General features: G+C 40.5%; 11 protein-coding genes and 1 tRNA gene. 8 read left to right on the top strand and 4 right to left on the bottom strand.

What is annotated here, in order from left to right:
* Nucleotides 1–55: 55 nt before the first annotated feature.
* Both IQ31_RS03380 and IQ31_RS03385 read right to left on the bottom strand, forming a co-directional pair.
* Nucleotides 56–2,245, bottom strand: coding sequence for a glutamine synthetase III family protein (locus tag IQ31_RS03380; protein WP_088162032.1), 2,190 nt, complete (start codon nucleotides 2,243–2,245; stop codon nucleotides 56–58).
* Nucleotides 2,246–2,420: 175 nt separating this feature from the next.
* A complete protein-coding gene (locus IQ31_RS03385; RefSeq protein WP_088162031.1) occupies nucleotides 2,421–5,240 on the bottom strand; it encodes a S9 family peptidase in 2,820 nt (939 codons plus the stop codon).
* 94 nt (nucleotides 5,241–5,334) lie between these two features.
* On the opposite strand from IQ31_RS03385, the gene IQ31_RS03390 reads away from it, so the two are divergent.
* From IQ31_RS03390 to IQ31_RS03425, 8 genes are all read left to right on the top strand, one after another.
* Nucleotides 5,335–6,072, top strand: a complete 738-nt coding sequence (locus tag IQ31_RS03390) for an SIMPL domain-containing protein (RefSeq protein WP_145327101.1) — start codon at nucleotides 5,335–5,337, stop codon at nucleotides 6,070–6,072.
* A 114-nt stretch (nucleotides 6,073–6,186) separates the two neighbouring features.
* Nucleotides 6,187–6,266 (top strand) — tRNA-Leu (locus IQ31_RS03395).
* Nucleotides 6,267–6,873: 607 nt separating this feature from the next.
* On the top strand, nucleotides 6,874–8,187 hold the full coding sequence (locus tag IQ31_RS03400) for a PDZ domain-containing protein (protein ID WP_088162029.1): 1,314 nt from the start codon (nucleotides 6,874–6,876) through the stop codon (nucleotides 8,185–8,187).
* Nucleotides 8,188–8,709: 522 nt separating this feature from the next.
* Complete coding sequence (locus IQ31_RS03405) at nucleotides 8,710–10,101, top strand: RtcB family protein (RefSeq protein ID WP_145327102.1); 1,392 nt, start codon at nucleotides 8,710–8,712, stop codon at nucleotides 10,099–10,101.
* Between the two features lie 4 nt (nucleotides 10,102–10,105).
* Nucleotides 10,106–10,729, top strand: a complete 624-nt coding sequence (gene prfH, locus IQ31_RS03410; protein WP_145327103.1) for a peptide chain release factor H — start codon at nucleotides 10,106–10,108, stop codon at nucleotides 10,727–10,729.
* Between the two features lie 300 nt (nucleotides 10,730–11,029).
* On the top strand, nucleotides 11,030–11,905 hold the full coding sequence (prpB, locus tag IQ31_RS03415) for a methylisocitrate lyase (protein ID WP_145327104.1): 876 nt from the start codon (nucleotides 11,030–11,032) through the stop codon (nucleotides 11,903–11,905).
* Between the two features lie 10 nt (nucleotides 11,906–11,915).
* The gene (gene prpC, locus IQ31_RS03420) at nucleotides 11,916–13,067 is read left to right on the top strand and encodes a bifunctional 2-methylcitrate synthase/citrate synthase (RefSeq protein ID WP_145327105.1); all 1,152 of its coding nucleotides are present in this window, start codon (nucleotides 11,916–11,918) and stop codon (nucleotides 13,065–13,067) included.
* A gap of 122 nt (nucleotides 13,068–13,189) precedes the next feature.
* Entirely contained in the window at nucleotides 13,190–14,641 is a 1,452-nt protein-coding gene (locus IQ31_RS03425) for a bifunctional 2-methylcitrate dehydratase/aconitate hydratase (RefSeq protein ID WP_145327106.1), read from the top strand.
* 197 nt (nucleotides 14,642–14,838) lie between these two features.
* On the opposite strand, the gene IQ31_RS03430 is transcribed toward IQ31_RS03425, so the two are convergent.
* A complete protein-coding gene (locus IQ31_RS03430; RefSeq protein WP_145327107.1) occupies nucleotides 14,839–16,950 on the bottom strand; it encodes a 3-hydroxyacyl-CoA dehydrogenase NAD-binding domain-containing protein in 2,112 nt (703 codons plus the stop codon).
* Between the two features lie 30 nt (nucleotides 16,951–16,980).
* Entirely contained in the window at nucleotides 16,981–18,156 is a 1,176-nt protein-coding gene (locus tag IQ31_RS03435) for an acyl-CoA dehydrogenase family protein (protein WP_075993171.1), read from the bottom strand.
* Between the last annotated feature and the right edge of the window lie 307 nt (nucleotides 18,157–18,463).

The raw sequence follows: 18,463 nt of genomic DNA on the forward strand, positions 1-18,463 counted from the left end.
TAAAACAAAAAGAGCCTGCGATATCGCAGGCTCTTTTTGTTTTAGGGAAGTTATCTTAACTTAAAAATAAGATCTCTCTCAATTTTGGAAGAGGCCATTTTTTGTCATCAACAATTTTCTCCAATTTGTTGACATGATAACGGATCACATCGAAATATGGTTTAACCGATTCATCGTAAGCGATTGATCTTTCACGTACGTCATCAATTTGGTTTGCTTTTTTACGTTCCTGACGCATTGCTTCAGCTTGCTCCAGAATGGTATTTACGTGTGTTGAAATACGTTCTACAAAGTTCAATTGAGAGCTGAACGCCGCCTGCGCTAGACCAAGGTCTTTCAATCCTTTGACATTTTCAATCAATTCGTTTTGATAAATGAAACATGCAGGAGCAATTTGGTTGTTAACCATCTCTTCGATGACACGCGCCTCAATTTGTAATTTTTTATAGAAGTTTTCAAGCAAGATTTCGTGGCGAGCTTCTGATTCACGTTTAGTATAAATACCTAGTGATTCAAACAGGGCTAAAGATTCTTCTTTTACATAAACATCTAATGCTTTAGGCGTAGATTTGATGTTAGAAAGACCACGTGCCTCAGCTTCTTTTTCCCACTCTTCGCTATATCCATTGCCTTCGAAACGGATTGCTTTTGAATCTTTGATGTATTTGCGGACAACATTTAAGATCGCAAGATCCTTTTTAATGCCTTTTTTGATTTGTTTATCTACTTCCGTTTTGAACTCGATCAATTGTGCTGCAACGATTGCATTCAACACAGTCATCGGTAAAGCAGAGTTTGCAGAAGAACCAACAGCACGGAATTCAAACTTGTTACCAGTAAAAGCAAATGGTGAGGTACGGTTCCGGTCTGTATTGTCCAATTTTAACTCAGGAACTTTAGGGATACCATGCCATAAGTTTGCCTCTGCTTTTACTTTTTTAGCAACACGAGCAGATTCAACTTCTTCCAAAAGCTCATCCAATTGAGAGCCTAAGAAAATTGAAATAATTGCTGGTGGAGCCTCATTTGCACCTAGGCGGTGATCGTTGCTTGCACTAGCGATAGAAGCGCGCATCAAATCAGCATATTCATAAACAGCTTTAATGGTGTTGACAAAGAAAGTCAAGAACATCAAATTGTTTTTAGGCGTTTTTCCAGGAGATAATAAATTTACACCGGTATTTGTGATTAAAGACCAGTTGTTGTGTTTACCAGATCCGTTGACACCGGAGTATGGTTTTTCATGCAACAATACTTTGAAGTTGTGTCTTAAAGCAACTTGTTCCATGACATTCATCAACAATTGGTTGTGATCGATAGCCAAGTTGATTTCTTCGTACATTGGAGCACATTCAAATTGAGAAGGTGCAACTTCGTTGTGACGAGTCTTTAAAGGAATACCTAATTTTAAAGCTTCATTTTCCAAATCCACCATGTAAGCTAATACACGCTCTGGAATCGCACCAAAATAGTGGTCTTCCAATTGTTGGCCTTTTGCCGACATATGGCCAAATAACGTACGGCCAGTTAACTGAAGATCTGGGCGAGCATTATATAAGGAAAGGTCAACCAAGAAATACTCTTGTTCGATACCAAGAGAAGCGTTTACTTTAGTGACCGATTTATCAAAATATTGAGCAACATCTGTTGCAGCTTTATCTACTGCGTTGATCGCTTTCAATAAAGGAGCTTTATAGTCTAATGATTCACCAGTATAGGAAACAAAAACTGTTGGAATACATAATGTTTTACCAGCGCCTGTTTCGTAAATGAAGGCAGGAGAAGATGGATCCCAAGCTGTATAACCTCTAGCTTCGAAGGTGTTACGGATACCACCATTTGGGAAAGAAGATGCATCGGGCTCTTGTTGAACTAATGCGTCAGCTGTAAATTTTTCAATTGCTTCACCGTTTTCGTCTGGCTCAAAAAAAGCATCATGTTTTTCAGCAGTCGAACCTGTTAGCGGTTGAAACCAGTGTGTGTAGTGAGAAACGCCGTGGTTAAGTGCCCAAGTTTTCATGGCCTGTGAAATGTGTTCCGCCAAATCTCTTGAAATAATCTGTCCCTCTTCAATGGATGCAACTAACTCCTTGTATGAATTTTTAGGAAGGTAGTCTTTCATTTTGTTTACGGAAAAAACATTCTTTCCGTAGATGTCAGTTGCTTTTTTAGTTTCAACTTTTTCAAATGAAGCAATTTGGCGTGAGCCTGCTGCTTCTACTGCTTTGAATCTTAGGTTCGACATTTGTATTTTGTAGTTAAATTACAGTTTTGTTGATTTTGTTTTTCAAAAATATTGTGTTTTTATTGAAAACTGAAATTTTTTTTGATGTTTTTTGTGAAATAATTCAAAAATTATGGTTTTTAGCTAATAAAAAAGGTGTGATTTATATAAATCACACCTTTTTTATTGTTTTGTGTTATAATTCAAATCCCCAGTCTATTCCTTTTTCGGTGGCAGGTACTCCTTTCTTCATCCAGGCAGGGGCGGGGGCACCTTTTAGGAAATGATCGAAGAATTGCTGCTCGCGAATTTGTATATCCTTGCGGTTTTGTCGGAGTATGAGGTTATGCTCATCACCATTATAATTCAGCATCCATACGGGTTTGTTTAATCGGCGCAATGCAGTAAACATTTCAATGCCTTGATACCATGGCACGGCCCCGTCATTGTCATTGGCCATAATGACAACAGGAGTTTTAACTTTATCTAAATGGAATAAAGGTGAATTTTCGATGTACAGTTCCGGAGCTTCCCATAGCGTTTTTCCGATGCGGCTCTGTGTATGTTCGTATTGGAATTGACGCGACATACCGGTCTGCCAGCGTATTCCGCCATAGGCAGATGTCATGTTGACAACAGGAGCACCAGTCCAAGCTGCAGCATACATATTGGTCCGTGTAATGAGGTGAGCAACTTGATAGCCGCCCCAACTTTGACCCTGTATTCCCATCTTCGTACTATCAACCCATGCATTCTGAGCGAGGTATTTCATCCCCGAATTGATGTATTCTTCAGCTGATTGACCAGGGTGACCTGTTTTGTAGCTTATATTTGGTGCAAATACAAGGTATTCGTTACTTACAAAATAGGGGATGTTCAAACGTGATGGCGTAGGAGCAGGAGGTTGATATGTATATAATCCATCGGAAAGCTTTTCATAGAAATAAGCTATAATGGGATATTTTTTTGCAGGATCAAAATTTTCTGGTTTATAAAGAATTCCCTCAGCCTGATTTCCTTCAGGCGTTGTCCAATGAACAAGTTCTGCTGTACCCCAATTGTAATTAGCCTGTTGGGGGTTAATATTGGATAGCTGTAATTCGTCTTTGAACTTGATGGTATTGGTATAGATATTCGGTGAATTCATATAATCCTCTTTACTGTACAGGATCGTTTGTTGATCTGCAGAAGAGCTGATATTCTTGAACGCTTTTGCCTCTACCAAAAGACTTTTAGGATCGCTATGCTGTCCCTTGAACTGGTAGAAACCAGACTCTTTGGTTTTATTGTCAAAAGACGTTAGAAAACCACCCTTTTTATAGTCAAGTGTAGTGGCTTGTTCGCGATCCTCTTCTCTTTTTAAAGGCAAGTAGCGGAAAGTTGTCTGTGATGCAGCTCCATAGCCGTTCGTCAAGATGGATTTGCTGGAACCGTCCAAGTTAAAATACCAGATATCATATCTCGAATTGACGTAAATCCCTTTAAAGTCTGGGCTCCATGCTGCCATGCCGTATCCTTGTGCTGAGGTAGGCATATCATTTTCTTCGTCCGCAAAGGACGCAGGTATACCGTCGTTTAGAACTGTCTTTTTCTTTGAACTAACCTGATAGGAATTCCAGGTTCCTTTATCTTGGTCGAAATATACGATGTATTTTGCGTCAGGACTTAAGATTGCATTTCCCGAAAAGTCTGAAAGGATTAACTCTTTATTTCCTGTTTTTGTCGAAACCAGATAGATGTCATCTCTTGTTCTACCTTCCCATTGGCTTGCGATGCGCTTGCCAAAATCAGTACGCGCTAAGATATACTCTTCATTTCCGTCCGGTGTAAGTGCGGTGGAGTTGAATGTTTGATCCGTCAGGGGGATAATGTTACGGTTGTATTTGGGGTAAGTGACCGCTAAGAAGTTTCTTGCAAGGTCTTTCTTTAAATTTACCAACTGCATGGGTTGTAAATAATCGTCTTGCCAGTTCCAAACGTCTACTTTAGCATGCTCAAAATCAACCAAAGTGGTGTCTTTAACACGCGGTATTGGTGCTATGCCGAAAAATAACTTCTCTCCATTTTTGCTGAAACGGATATCCCCATCCCCGCTAACAGCCCAGTTTTTAGGTATACCATTGCTGGTTTTTGTTGCAAGATATTGGGCTGTATCTATACCATTTGAATAGTAATATAAATTATAATTTTTCAGCAATGCCTTTTCATTGGAGAGATCCCCTAGATAAGCGAGCTGATTGCCTGATTCATCAAATTTGAAATTTTTATAATTGCCTTTTCCATTTGATATTTTTTTAAGCTTTTTAGTTGCTATTTCGTAGAGGTAGACTCCAGATTCTTTTGACAGGCTATCTTTCGAATCCGTTTTTTTTGAAAAAACAATTTTTGATCCGTTTTTATTCCATTCGTATTGATCTACGGATGAAAATTGTACCGAATCACCGGAATTTAAATCATATAAAGCAAGCGTTGCAACCGTTTTTTTCTTTTTATCGCTGCTTTTCTTTGCTGATGTGGCATCATTAACCGCTTTTGTTTCAGATTTCTCATTTATTTCCTTGTCGAAAAGAAAAGAGACGAAATTGTTGTTTTGATCGGCAATTTTGTAGGATTTTACCTGCGCAAATTTGACAAGGGATGAAGTTGTTAAATTGTAGATCGCCAATGAATCTTTTGGGAGTTCTTCGGCTTTCTTCTTTTTGATTTTGGCTTCTCGGGTTACGGCAAATGGCGCTTTGACCAAACTTAGCAGATGGTTTTCGGTATCTGTCAGTTTTCCATTATATCCACGGGGAATTTGAATGAGTTCTTTGTTTTCTTTGGTTTTTAGAAAAAGCTTATTATCGCCTTCTTGTGGAACGACCTGGAACAGGACAAATTTTCCCGATTTACTGATATAGGGCGATGATACGCTTTGCCAACTATCATATACCGTATGATCCAATGGTTTCTTTTGTGCATGGGCAGCGAATGCTGCCAGAAAACAAAATGGAATACAGATACTTTTCTTATTCATATTTTAAACCTTTTTGTCGCAATTTATTCATAAAAAATAAATAAACATCGATTTTTTGGTATATTCATTGTTACGTAAACATAAAAAACTGGTTATGAAATCATCATCCGCTGTTATTATTTCGATTATAATGGGCGCTGTGCTCTTGCTTGGCACCTGGATATTGGGTACAGCTTATCGTTATAAGTTTAAATCGACGCAGACAATCACTGTTAATGGTAATGCCAAAAAAGATTTCGAATCTGATCTAGTCAACTGGAGTGCTACTTTTAGCCGAAAGAATTATGAATTGAGTGCTGCTTCAGCACAACTGGCCACAGATCGTGATTTGGTGCGGGATTTTTTAGTGCAACAAGGGGTTAAAGCCGACGAAATCCGTTTCGAGGCCGTTAATATTGCCAAAGATTTCGAATATCATACAGATGGAAAGGGGAATGGTTATAATACTTTTTCCGGTTATACATTATCGCAGGCCGTAAGTGTCGAATCCAAAGACTTAAATAAAGTGGACAATGCGTCACGAGAAATATCGACATTAATTTCCAAAGGGATAGAACTTAGCTCCAGCACCCCCAATTATTATTACTCCAAGCTAGAGGATCTGAAATTAGAACTTATTTCACAGGCTTCAAAAAATGCACATCAACGTGCAGAAAATATTGCAAAGGAATCGAATGCCGGATTAGGTAATCTGGTAAAGGCCGATCTCGGAATTTTTCAGATAACAGGACAAAACGACAACGAAGAGTACTCTTCTGGCGGTGCATTTAATACAACCTCAAGAAAAAAAACAGCTAATATCACGGTTAAAGCAAGTTTTTTGAGTAACTAATGAAAAATTATTCGACTGAATTTCAGTTCTATATTGGTTTTCATTGAAAATTTGTTCAAAAAGTTTTCTCCTTTTCAATAAAAAACCTACTTTTGCATCATCCCAAACGGATATGCCCGGATGGCGGAATTGGTAGACGCGCTGGTCTCAAACACCAGTGGGAAACCGTGCCGGTTCGACTCCGGCTCCGGGTACTAAAAGCCTCTTTACTTACTGTAAAGAGGCTTTTTTTGTTCGTCTATGCTGCATCTGACCTGAAGATCGCCTCAAGTTCCGGATTATGGCTAATCAAGGTAGGTACTAAAACAGATACATCCTAATATCAACTTATATCTAATAACAATTTTCAATCAATCTTTAGACAGTGATCAGTCAGTGCTTATTCAATTTGTACTGAATAATCACTGAACAATCACTGAGCAAGCACTGAATAAGCACTGTCTTAAGATCTAATTTGGTCACTACTTGATTCTAAGTTGCTGCAGCTATTGCTTGTTCTTTGGTGTTTCTTCGCTTATTGTAGCTACTTTCATTAGACCTTCCTCGGTATTCGTTTGCCGTTTCTTTGGTGTTTCTTTGGTATTTCTTTGTTTATTCTTTGGTATTTTAACGATAAAACAGCAATAAAACAGCAATAAAATAGCACAGAAACGGTAACGAAGGTGTAATCTTGACCCAGACTTGTACATAAGAAAGATAAATTGACTACCGTAGAATTGGTAATAAGATGGGCTTTTTTTTATAAACGTTCTTTAATCTGAATATTCTTGTTTAAATTGGAAATACCAAATATAAACTTGGATGAAAACAGTTTTTTTATCGCTGGCACTGCTGTGTTTTTTCATTACTCATGGGCAAGTAGGGTTTGTCTTAAACGGGAAAAAGAATGTTAAAATTCCTTTTCTTTTCGTACATAACCTGGTGATTATACCTGTACAGGTAAATGGATATATGATGAACTTCCTGTTGGATACGGGGGTTAAAGAAACCATGATATTTGGCGAAACATTAAAGTCAATTGATAGCGCTGTTTTTGTTAATAAATTTCAGGGATTGGGCAGGGAAGAGGGGTTGGATGGCTATTTATCCATACATAATCAGGTGAATATTGCTGGGGTATATGAAGATTTAGACCAACCGATCTATATTCTTCAAAATGCGCATATTGATATCTCTACCCGGATAGGAGTAGAAGTTAATGGAATTATGGGAAGTCGCTTTTTTGAAAACCAAATGATAGAAATGGATTTTCAAAAACATCGTATTACCTTATATGCCAAGGCTAACCGGCCCAAGGGACTTGACAAGATGCAGCGTTTGCCGCTGGATATTTTAAATAGTCGTCCCTATACTGCGGTTGCTTTTAAACAGGGGAGTGTTTCTATTGATGGTCGCGTATTGATTGATATGGGAAATAGCGATGCCTTAATGCTAATTCCTTCAAAGTTAAATAATTTTGATATTAAGCCTCCATTTATTGATGACTACATTGGGCAGGGGTTTAACGGTGAGATTTATGGAAAAAGAAATCGAATCCGATCGCTCGAACTTGGGCCGTTTACAATGAACTATCCCCTGGTAGCCTATCCTGAATTGAGTTCGTTACAGCATGCAACATTTGTGAGCGAAAGAATAGGTTCCATTGGAAACGAGTTGTTACGCCGATTTAAGGTCGTATTCGATTATCCCAACAAGTCGATATATCTTCATAAGAATAAAGATTTTGATCGCTTTTATTATTTGAATATGAGTGGTTTGGAGATTATACATGATGGTATTAAATACGAAAAAGAAGAAATACCTGTCGTTCTGCAAAAAGATGGCGGTACAGAGGTAAGAATGGGTAACAGCGTACAGTATCGCTTTGTACTTCGAAATATGTACAAAATTGCGACTGTTCGTGATGGTTCGCCTGCGGCAATCGCAGGACTAATACCCGGAGATAAGGTTGTACGGATCAATGGTAGAGCTGCATCGTCATTTTCCCTGGAGTCAATTCACAATCTTTTTAAATCAGAAGAGGGAAAGGAAATGCATTTTCGAGTGACCAGAGGCGAGAAGACACTCGACTTTAAATTTGTGTTAAAGGATCCGCTTCCATTTAACTCGGATTAAATTTTTGCTAATTTTGCTATTTTAAACTGAACTTACTTATATTTGCACTTGATAATAATATTTTAATAATTTAAACACGAAAAGATATGTTGGTCGCTAGAATAATAACACAGCAAGCTTTTAAGGCAAATGGATTTGTCGAAAGCAATCTTCGTGCTTTTCGTTTTATTTAAGATATTTTTCGAAATAGGAGTGCATCGTGTCTCTTCAATCCGCTGGAGTGAATAACAGGTCGCTTTACTTCTTTTGAAAAACTAATTTATACAGATGAAAAAGCCGAAGTTCATTCGGGCTTTTTAATTTTCCGGATTTTCGTTTCTATTTAGATAGTCAAAGCTCTTCAGGGCTGCAGCGTTTTTGAAAAACAGGTGCGTTCGACTCTATAGGAGTAATTGACTGTGCATTAAGAAAAAATGCTTAATAGAATCGTAATCCCCAAAAGAATATTCCCGAAATTTTTTCAACAATGCTGCCGATTTCCAAGAGGAAATTGATGGCTAATTATTTATATTTTTTATAAAAATGGGAAGTAAATTAGCGGGAAAAGATCTAGTAAAAATAGGTTTTCCACAAAATAATATAGTTAATACAGCTTTAGGGCTGATCACAAGGTATCGAAAGAAGGAAAATAAAGAAACCATTCTTCTTGAACTTACTGAGTTGATAGAAGCTCCGGAGCGATTTATGGGGCATAAAATATGGGGAAAGGTCTCTGAAGGACTTGTTAAACCTGTTGAAGTACGCATGCAGGAGCTTCATTCACATTGTGCTCCATTTAGCATATTTGGTGAAAATGAAATTGATGAGCAGGCAAAAAGACAGTTGTATGATGCACTGAGATTGCCTATTTCAAGGCAAGGTGCACTGATGCCGGATGCACATACAGGGTACGGACTTCCCATCGGCGGAGTACTGGCCACAGAAAATGCCGTTATACCCTATGGTGTAGGAGTAGATATCGGTTGTCGGATGAGCCTATCGATATTTGATTTACCGGGTAGTTATTTCAAAGGAAGGGAATTCCAACTGAAAAATATATTGAAGGAAAATACCAAATTTGGTTTAAATGACACACATCGTGATAAGCATGACCATGTTGTTTTCAGTAGAACTGAATTTCAGGAAATCCCACTATTAAAATCCCTGTTGGGTAAAGCTTACAGACAATTTGGGACTTCCGGTAGTGGAAATCACTTTGTCGAATTGGGCATTGTTGAGCTTCAAACCGTGCGGGAGGAATGGGGGATAAATCCAGGACAGTATGTGGGGATTTTATCCCATAGTGGCTCTCGAGGCTTGGGGACAAATATCGCTAAGCATTACACAAGCCTTGCGGCGCAACAATGTCCATTACCGCGTCATGTCCAACATTTGGCCTGGTTGGATTTAGCAAGCCAAGAAGGACAAGAATACTGGATGGCAATGAATTTGGCTGGAGAGTATGCCCAGGCCTGTCATGCAGACATCCACCGACGTTTGGCGAAAGCACTTGGCGGTAATCCCGTGGTAACGATCGAAAATCATCATAATTTCGCATGGAAGGAATTCGTGAATGGGGAGGAATGCATTGTTCATCGGAAGGGAGCAACACCTGCAGGCAAGGGCGTGCTGGGGGTGATTCCCGGCTCGATGACAGCGCCAGGGTTCATTGTGGAGGGAACGGGAAACCCCTTAAGTTTACAGTCTGCATCCCATGGAGCTGGGCGTGTCATGTCGAGATCTGCCTGCAAAAATAATTTGACAAAAAGCGCTATGCTGAAAGATCTGGAAGCACATGGTGTGGAATTGATTGGCGGCGCATTGGATGAATCACCACGTGCGTATAAAGATATTCATCGGGTGATGAAATTACAGCAGGAGTTGGTAACTGTTCTCGGAACGTTCAGTCCGAAGATTGTACGTATGGACAAATAAGGTTATGAATGAAAGGTATTTACAAATTTCTTCGGGACGAGGTCCTAAGGAATGTAATATGGCCGTTAGGTTGGTAGTCGACAGAATCTCTTCTGAATGTAGTAGAGTAGGAGTTGAGGTCACGGAAATAGAAACAGAAGAAGTGGATGGACTTCCTTGTTCGTTGATTGTCAGATTGAGAGGAAAAGATATGGATCAATTGATTGATCATTGGATTGGTACAATCTGCTGGGTGTGTAAAAGCCCTTTTCGTCCTTTACACAAACGGAAGAATTGGTTTGTCGAAGTTAAAACGTATCATCCGGGTAAAAAGGAAAAGGTGTTGGATGTGAAGGATGTATATTTCCAAACGATGCGAAGTAGCGGTGCAGGTGGACAGCATGTCAATAAAGTAAGTTCTGGCGTTAGAGCGACGCATGCTCCGACAGGCATAAGTGTTCAGGTGATGGATACGAGATCACAATTGCAGAATAAAGAGATCGCAATGCTGCGCTTGGCTGCACGTCTGCGGGATTTGGAAAGCGTTGAGTTAAATACGGCCAAAGAACAAAAATGGAAAAACCAAATCGAGGTGACGCGCGGACAGGCGAAACGGGTCTTTGTTGGACGTAATTTTGTCGAAAAATAGTATTTCTTGAGCATTGGATCCTAATTGGCAATCCATGAAGTCAATTGGGTTTTGATAGGGGCTTTGAACCATAAGTTCAAGGCCCCTTGAATTTGGGGATATGCTGGTTTTGTTTTTTAGCCGTATTTTCTTCTGTGATTTACCTTGAATGTAGAAAATAATTTGTTTTATTGCATTGATAATTCCTATCTTTAAGAGGAAGGGCCTAAAAATGAGTTCTTCAGACTAAGTAAACTTAAGTAGTCGCTGTAGCCTGTATCTAGAGAAGGCTATAGGGCTTGGAATTTCAAATTCGATATTATGATAAAATCCCCGGGCTTCCTTTTTAAGGAAGCGATCAAGAATGAAAAACCATTACAAATTGTTGGAGCGATTAATGCTAATCATGCGCTTTTGGCTGAGCAGGCTGGTTTTAAAGCTATTTATCTTTCTGGAGGCGGTGTTGCGGCAGGTTCACTTGGAATTCCAGATCTTGGGATTACAACACTTCAGGATGTTTTGATTGATGTGGATCGCATTACAAATGTGTGTAAGCTTCCTTTGCTGGTGGATATTGATACTGGCTTCGGTCCTTCGGCATTCAATGTGGCACGTACAATAAAGTCTTTAATTAAAGTGGGCGCGGCGGCAGTTCACATGGAGGATCAGGTGGGGGCTAAACGTTGTGGTCACCGGCCTGGGAAAGAGCTCGTCTCGCGATCTGAAATGGTTGACCGCCTAAAGGCGGCCGTGGATGCACGAACGGACGAGCATTTTGCCATTGGTGCACGTACGGATGCACTTGCTTCTGAAGGCCTTGAACTTGCTTTGGAAAGAGCGGTGGCTTATAAAGAAGCTGGAGCGGACTTTATTTTTGCTGAAGCAGTACATCATTTGGAGCAATACGTTCAATTTAGTGCGGCAACTGGCCTTCCCATTTTGGCGAATATCACCGAATTTGGACAAACACCGTTGTTTAGCCTGAATGAACTACGTCAAGCCGATGTTTCTATTGTCCTTTATCCACTATCTGCTTTCCGCGCCGCTAATAAAGCGGCTACAACTGTTTATCGTCACATTCGGGAAGACGGTGGGCAGCTTAATGTAATCGACGACATGCAGACGAGAGAAGAGTTATACAGAAGTATCGATTATTATGCCTATGAAAATCGATTGGATCAATTGTTTAACAAATAATTATATTCAGATGGAAGAGACAAACAGCACAGGTTTTAAGCCCAAAAAAAGTGTAGCACTCTCTGGTGTAGCAGCTGGCAATACGGCTTTGAGCACTGTCGGAAAAAGTGGTAATGATCTGCATTATAGGGGTTATGATATTTTAGATCTGGCGCATCAGGCAAGTTTTGAAGAGGTCGCTTATTTACTTATTTATGGAAGTCTACCAACACAGGCCCAGCTCGTCACTTATCAAAGTCAGCTGATCAGTCAACGTGGTCTGCCTATTACTGTTCAACAGGTCCTCAAGCAGTTGCCATCGACGGCACATGCCATGGATGTTTTACGGACTTATGTTTCTTTTTTCGGCAGTGTTTCGCCCGAGAAAGACAGTCATCCCATTGCTGGTGCCCGTGACATTGCAACTCGCCTGATGGCTTCAATGGCCTCAGCACTGCTGTACTGGTATCATTTTAGTCAGCATGGACGTGAGGTGCAGGTAGAGACATCGGATGCAACGTTGGGTGGGCATTTTTTGCATCTGCTACACGGAAAATCGCCATCGTCTTCTTGGGTAAGAGCGATGCAGATTTCACTCAATTTATATGCCGAACATGAGTTTAATGCATCTACATTCACAGCTCGGGTAATTGCTGGTACAGGATCAGACATGTATTCTTGCATCGCTGGTGCGATAGGTGCGCTACGTGGACCTAAGCATGGCGGAGCCAATGAGGTTGCTTTCGAAATTCAGAGTCGTTATGCAAATGCTGATGAGGCGGAAGCGGATATCCGGAAGCGACTGGCAAACAAAGAAGTCATTATTGGTTTTGGCCATCCTGTATACACAATCTCGGATCCAAGAAATCAAGTGATAAAACAAGTGGCAAAAGAGCTGTCGGAAGAAGCGGGCGACATGACGCTCTACCTGATCGCTGAGCGGTTGGAAAAAGTCATGTGGGAAGAAAAGAAAATGTTTCCGAACCTGGACTGGTATTCTGCGGTGTCCTATCATATTATGGGCATTCCAACAGAGATGTTTACCCCGTTATTTGTCCTCTCGCGTATTACAGGCTGGTCAGCGCATGTTTTCGAACAACGTCAGGATGGAAAAATTATCCGACCAAGTGCAAACTATGTTGGTCCTGAGGACAGACCGTTTGTACCTCTTTCCGAACGGTAATTTTGGATCGGGAAAAGGCGTTAAAAGGTGCTTTTGAACAGAGGGCTTTGAGGAAGAACTTAGCGCAGGAAAAAACGAAATATATTAATAAATAGAACGAGAGTCTTATACGAAATACACGAATGAGTTCAGCAATATCAAATGAAAGACCACAACCGGATCAGGTTTTAGTGGACATTGTGGACTATGTCCTAAATTATAAAATTGAGGGAAAGGTCGCTTGGAATACGGCGTTTTACTGCTTTCTTGACACCATTGGCTGCGGCTTGGAAGCATTGACCTATCCTGCCTGCACCAAATTGTTGGGGCCAGTTGTGGCCGGGACCATTGTGCCGAACGGTGCTCGGGTGCCGGGTACAGATTTTCAATTGGATCCCGTTCAGGCAGCATTCAATATCGGCACGATTGTTCGATGGTTGGATTTTAATGATACCTGGCTGGCAGCGGAATGGGGACATCCATCCGATAATCTAGGGGGAATTTTAGCAGTGGCAGATTGGTTGAGCCGAACGAATATTGCGAATGGGCAAAAACCGCTGAAAGCTAGGACGGTTCTTGAGGCAATGATTATGGCCCATGAGATACAAGGTGTCTTAGCACTTGAAAACTCGTTTAATAAAGTGGGGCTAGACCATGTTATTTTGGTGAAGGTAGCTTCAACAGCGGTCGTAGGTAGGCTCATTGGCCTCACAAGAGAAGAGCTGCTCAACGCGGTTTCTTTGGCTTTTGTTGATGGACAAGCCCTACGGACTTATCGGCATGCGCCAAATACCGGCAGCCGAAAATCTTGGGCAGCCGGCGATGCAACTTCGCGTGCTGTCCGATTGGCCTTGATCGCAAAAACTGGAGAAATGGGCTATCCATCTGTTTTGACAGCACCAATATGGGGATTTTATGATGTGTCTTTTAAGGGGAATCCATTTAAGTTTCAGCGGGGATATGGATCTTATGTGATGGAAAATATTCTCTTCAAAATTTCATTTCCCGCAGAATTCCATGCACAGACAGCTGCCGAAGCGGCTATGCAACTTCATCAACAACTGAAAGAATTTGGAAAAAGCAGTTCAGATATCGCCCGTGTAACCATTCGTACACATGAAGCGGCTATCCGGATTATTGATAAAAAGGGGCCTTTGCATAATCCTGCCGACCGCGATCATTGTATCCAATATATGGTTGCTGTGCCTCTAATCTTTGGACGTTTGACGGCTGATGACTATGAAAATTATATCGCTTCGGATCCAAGAATTGATGTACTGCGCGATAAGATCTCCTGCGTGGAAGATGCTCAATTCACCGCTGACTATCACGACCCACAGAAACGTGCCATATCAAATGCTTTGACAATAGAACTGGTTGACGGTACAATATTGCCTGAATTGGTCGTTGAATATCCGATAGGTCATCCAAGAAGGAGGGCGGAGGGAATTCCTAAATTAATCGAAAAATACAAAACAAATCTTGCTCGGGTATTTTCTGAAAAACAGCAAAAGGAAATACTTACAGTTACTTTGGACTACGATACTTTTCTCGAACAGGATGTCTCGCAGCTGATGGATCTGTTTGTGCGCTAATGATATAGAGAGGCGGGGTGATCAAACTATTTGTTTTGTCACCCCTGCTTTCGTTTCTATTACAGCGTTAACTATACCGAATATTCTTTTTAAGGTCGCAACCTTTTGTTTTGTTGTTTTTATGATTACCTGATACTTTAGTGCACTTAAACAGCTTATGTACGCTTCTTTAGACGAAAGAACATAGATTGACTAATCTATCGCCAATTTGAGTCAAAATCACTGTAAAATTTGAAATTCTTTTTTGCCAGTTCTCTTAAAGATTCTGGTATATCCCATTGCTCACCTTTGGCCTGAAAGTCTTCGCATTCAGCAATGAAAGTAGGAAGCGTTGTACGGTCGATATGTCCAAATACTCCACCTGTATAGGATGCATACCCTACACCTAAAATAGAACCAATATCGCCATCGATGGGTTGGTTGAGTACGCCTTCTGCGAGACATCGATAGCTATCCAATGCCATGACATGCAACAAACGTTTCCGGATAATTGAAGGTGTTACATTTTCCTTTGCAGATGCAATTACAGGGTTTTTCCAAATGGTTTTCTTTTTGGTTTCAACGTCATAATCGTAAAATCCAGCGCCCGATTTTTTTCCTTTTCGTTCCTGATCGACCATTCCTTTGAGGTAGGTATATGCGCGTTTTTGGCTGGCATGCAGACCGGGTAATTGATCATAAACGTGTAGCATCAATTCCAATGATATCTCATCCAATACTGCCAATGGGCCCACGGCAAATCCTGCAGCCATCGCTTCCTCTTCGACCAGTGTCGGTGAGATGCCTTCCAGTACCATTGTAATACCTTCGAGTAAATAATTGAAGAAAATACGCGAGGTGAAAAAACCCGGACCATCCTGCACGACTATTGGAATTTTATTGAGGCGTAAAGCTGTGATAAGTGCTTTCTCTAAGGTTTTTTGCTCGGTTTGTTTACCGCAGATGATTTCGACAAGGGGCATGCGGTCAACAGGCGAAAAGAAATGCATTCCTATAAATTTTTTAGGATCATTGCTTGCTTTAGCAAGCTCAGTAATAGGCAATGAAGTGGTATTTGTAGCGAAAAAGCCATTTTGGTTTAAATAGGGTAGGCTTTCTTTTGTGACCTCAGCTTTTAGGTGGAAATCTTCAAATACAGCTTCTATAATGCAGTCAGATCCATTAAGGTCATCGACTTGGTCAGTTGGTTTTATGCGTGCAAGCAATTGCTCCCGTTGTGATGGGTTCATGGCCCCTAAAGCCAATGATTTTTCACAAACATGGCTAGAATAGGCTTTGCCCCGTTCGGCTTGGGGAAGTGTAACGTCTTTTAAAGCAACTTCTATTCCTGCTCGGGCGGCCTCATAAGCAATCCCCGAGCCCATCATCCCAGCACCTAGTACACCTATTTTATTTAACTTATAGTTGTCGAGATGTTTTATTCTATCGGGTGATTTTGCCAATTTGACAGCATAGTGAAGTGTACGGACCATGCTGAGTGGTTCGGGGCAATTGAAGACTTCCAGGTATAAAATTGCTTCTCTTTCACTAGCTTCAACCGCTGTAGATGACGGGTTTTTTCTTAATAATTCAATAACTGCGTTTGTGCCGGGGTACAAACCGCGTGCTTTTTTTTGGATAGCAAGAATTGCTTCAGGATTCAGTTCGTCAGTTTGTTCTGTGTGATGGCCAGCATTGGTAGTGGGTAGATTAAGTATCCAGTTTATTGCTAATGATAGGCTGTCGCTGGGCTTCTGCGCCAATTCATTGATTAACCCAAGTTTATACGCTTCTTCACTGCTCAGAAGTTTGCTTTTTGTCAGCAGATTTAGGGCATTTTCAGTACCTATCAATGCTGGTAAATAGATCGTTGTACCAAAAGCTGTAAACAAGCCATACTTACTCTCCGGAAAGCCAAACTGAAGTTTTTCGGAGGCGATACGACAATTAGACCATAGCATGGTCGCTAGGGCAATAGCTGTACAATTGTCTGAAATAATAGATACAATGGGTTTTTTAAACGTTTCCCAATGCAATACTTTTGATGTAAGCTTGTATAAGTCAGAAGGTCTTGAGCGGCTTGAAGAAAACTGCTCAAATAATTGCGTATATTCGATTTCTTTGTCTTGAATCGGGCAGCTGTATACGACACCTATGGTATCTTCCTGTTCGAGAATGAACGTAACCAAATCAACAAATTGCGTGAGATAGTCTATAATATCCAATTGCTCGGGAGCTGCTGTCGATAGCGGATGGATTGTAATGATGTGATGATTATCCTGTTCTACACGAAAGAGCGTGTGGGTCATATAAGATTTATTTTCATCCATTGTACTTGGTGATAATTTTTAAAAAGCGTTCTATTGTTTGGACTTTCCTGATTGATAAGTCACATGATCTATTGTCATTTTCGCGATAATTTCAAGCATGATTTCTGAGGTTCCCCCGATAATGGTGCCGACACGGACATCGCGATATAAACGTGCGATTTTATAATCTTCTGTAAACCCATAACCACCAAATAATTGGAGACATTGGTTTACGACATTGACGGCGAGCTCACTTGCTTGTAGCTTCGCTATGGAACATTCTTGGACTGCATATTCGTTTTGGTCCTGGAGATCACAACAATGGTAGACAAAGGCTTTCGTGGTAGCGATATCTGCTGCCATTTGTGCGATTCGGTGCCGTATTGTTTGAAATTCCTGGATTTTTTTTCCAAAGGCTTCACGTTGTGCGATATAATCAAGTGTATACTGAAATGCGGATTCTGCGGTAGCGAGACTATGGATAGCTGCGGTAAGCCTTTCCAATTGAAGTCCATCCATTAAATAGCGAAATCCTTCTCCCTCCATGCCGATGAGATGAGAAATAGGGACTCGTACGTTATTAAACCCTAGCTCGGCGGTATCAGAGGCGTGCCAGCCTAGTTTATTGATTTTGCTTGACGAGACCCCAGTTGCATTTCTGTCAATAAGTAATAAGCTTATACCCTTTGTTCCCTGATCAGAAGCAGTTTTGACTGCTGTAATGAAGAAATCACCGTAATAACCGTTGGTAATAAATGTTTTAGATCCATTGACAATATAAAAATCGCCATCCCGGACAGCTGTTGTTTTGATCTGCTTTACGTCAGAACCAGCCCCGGGTTCAGTAATAGCAACAGCACTGACCATATCACCGGCAATAACTGGTTTAAGATAGCGTATTTTCAGATCTTCTGATCCATATTTCAGTAGGTATGGAGCCGACATAAACTGAATGACAAGTGCGGAAATGGTAAATCCTCCAGAAAAACAATACGATAATTCTTCGCAGAGTATCAAGGAATAATAAAAATCAAGCTCTAGTCCACCATACACTTCTGGATAATTGAGTCCCATCAATCCCATATCACCCATTTTCTTCCACACATTTCGGTCGATCTCACCCCGTTTTTCCCAATCATCGACGTAAGGTGTAATTTCTTTTCGAATAAATGCGCGAAGTGTATCGCGAAAAATCTGATGCTCAGCTGTAAACTTGATTGTCTGCATAATCGTTTATCTTGCTTTTGGTTATCTTATGTAAGGCGGTCTTTTGAATGACCATCTAGTAGGATGTTATCTAAACGAATTTAACGAAAAGCCTTGGCTTTTTGCAAATTTTTATTCTTTATTTTTCGTTCAATTGGTTAAGTAGGGAAGTTTTTGCATTATTTTTTTTCTATTTATTCTGTTTTGATAAAAAAAATAAAACCGACTTGTTGTGGGTTATCTGTTATATTTTTTATCTTTAAGATTAGGAAGGGTTGTTGGGGATATGCTAGCAATAAGCCCTCAAAATTTTAGCAGAACAATTATA

Origin of the sequence: Sphingobacterium siyangense (assembly GCF_007830445.1) — a bacterium.
GTDB classification, from domain to species: domain Bacteria; phylum Bacteroidota; class Bacteroidia; order Sphingobacteriales; family Sphingobacteriaceae; genus Sphingobacterium; species Sphingobacterium siyangense.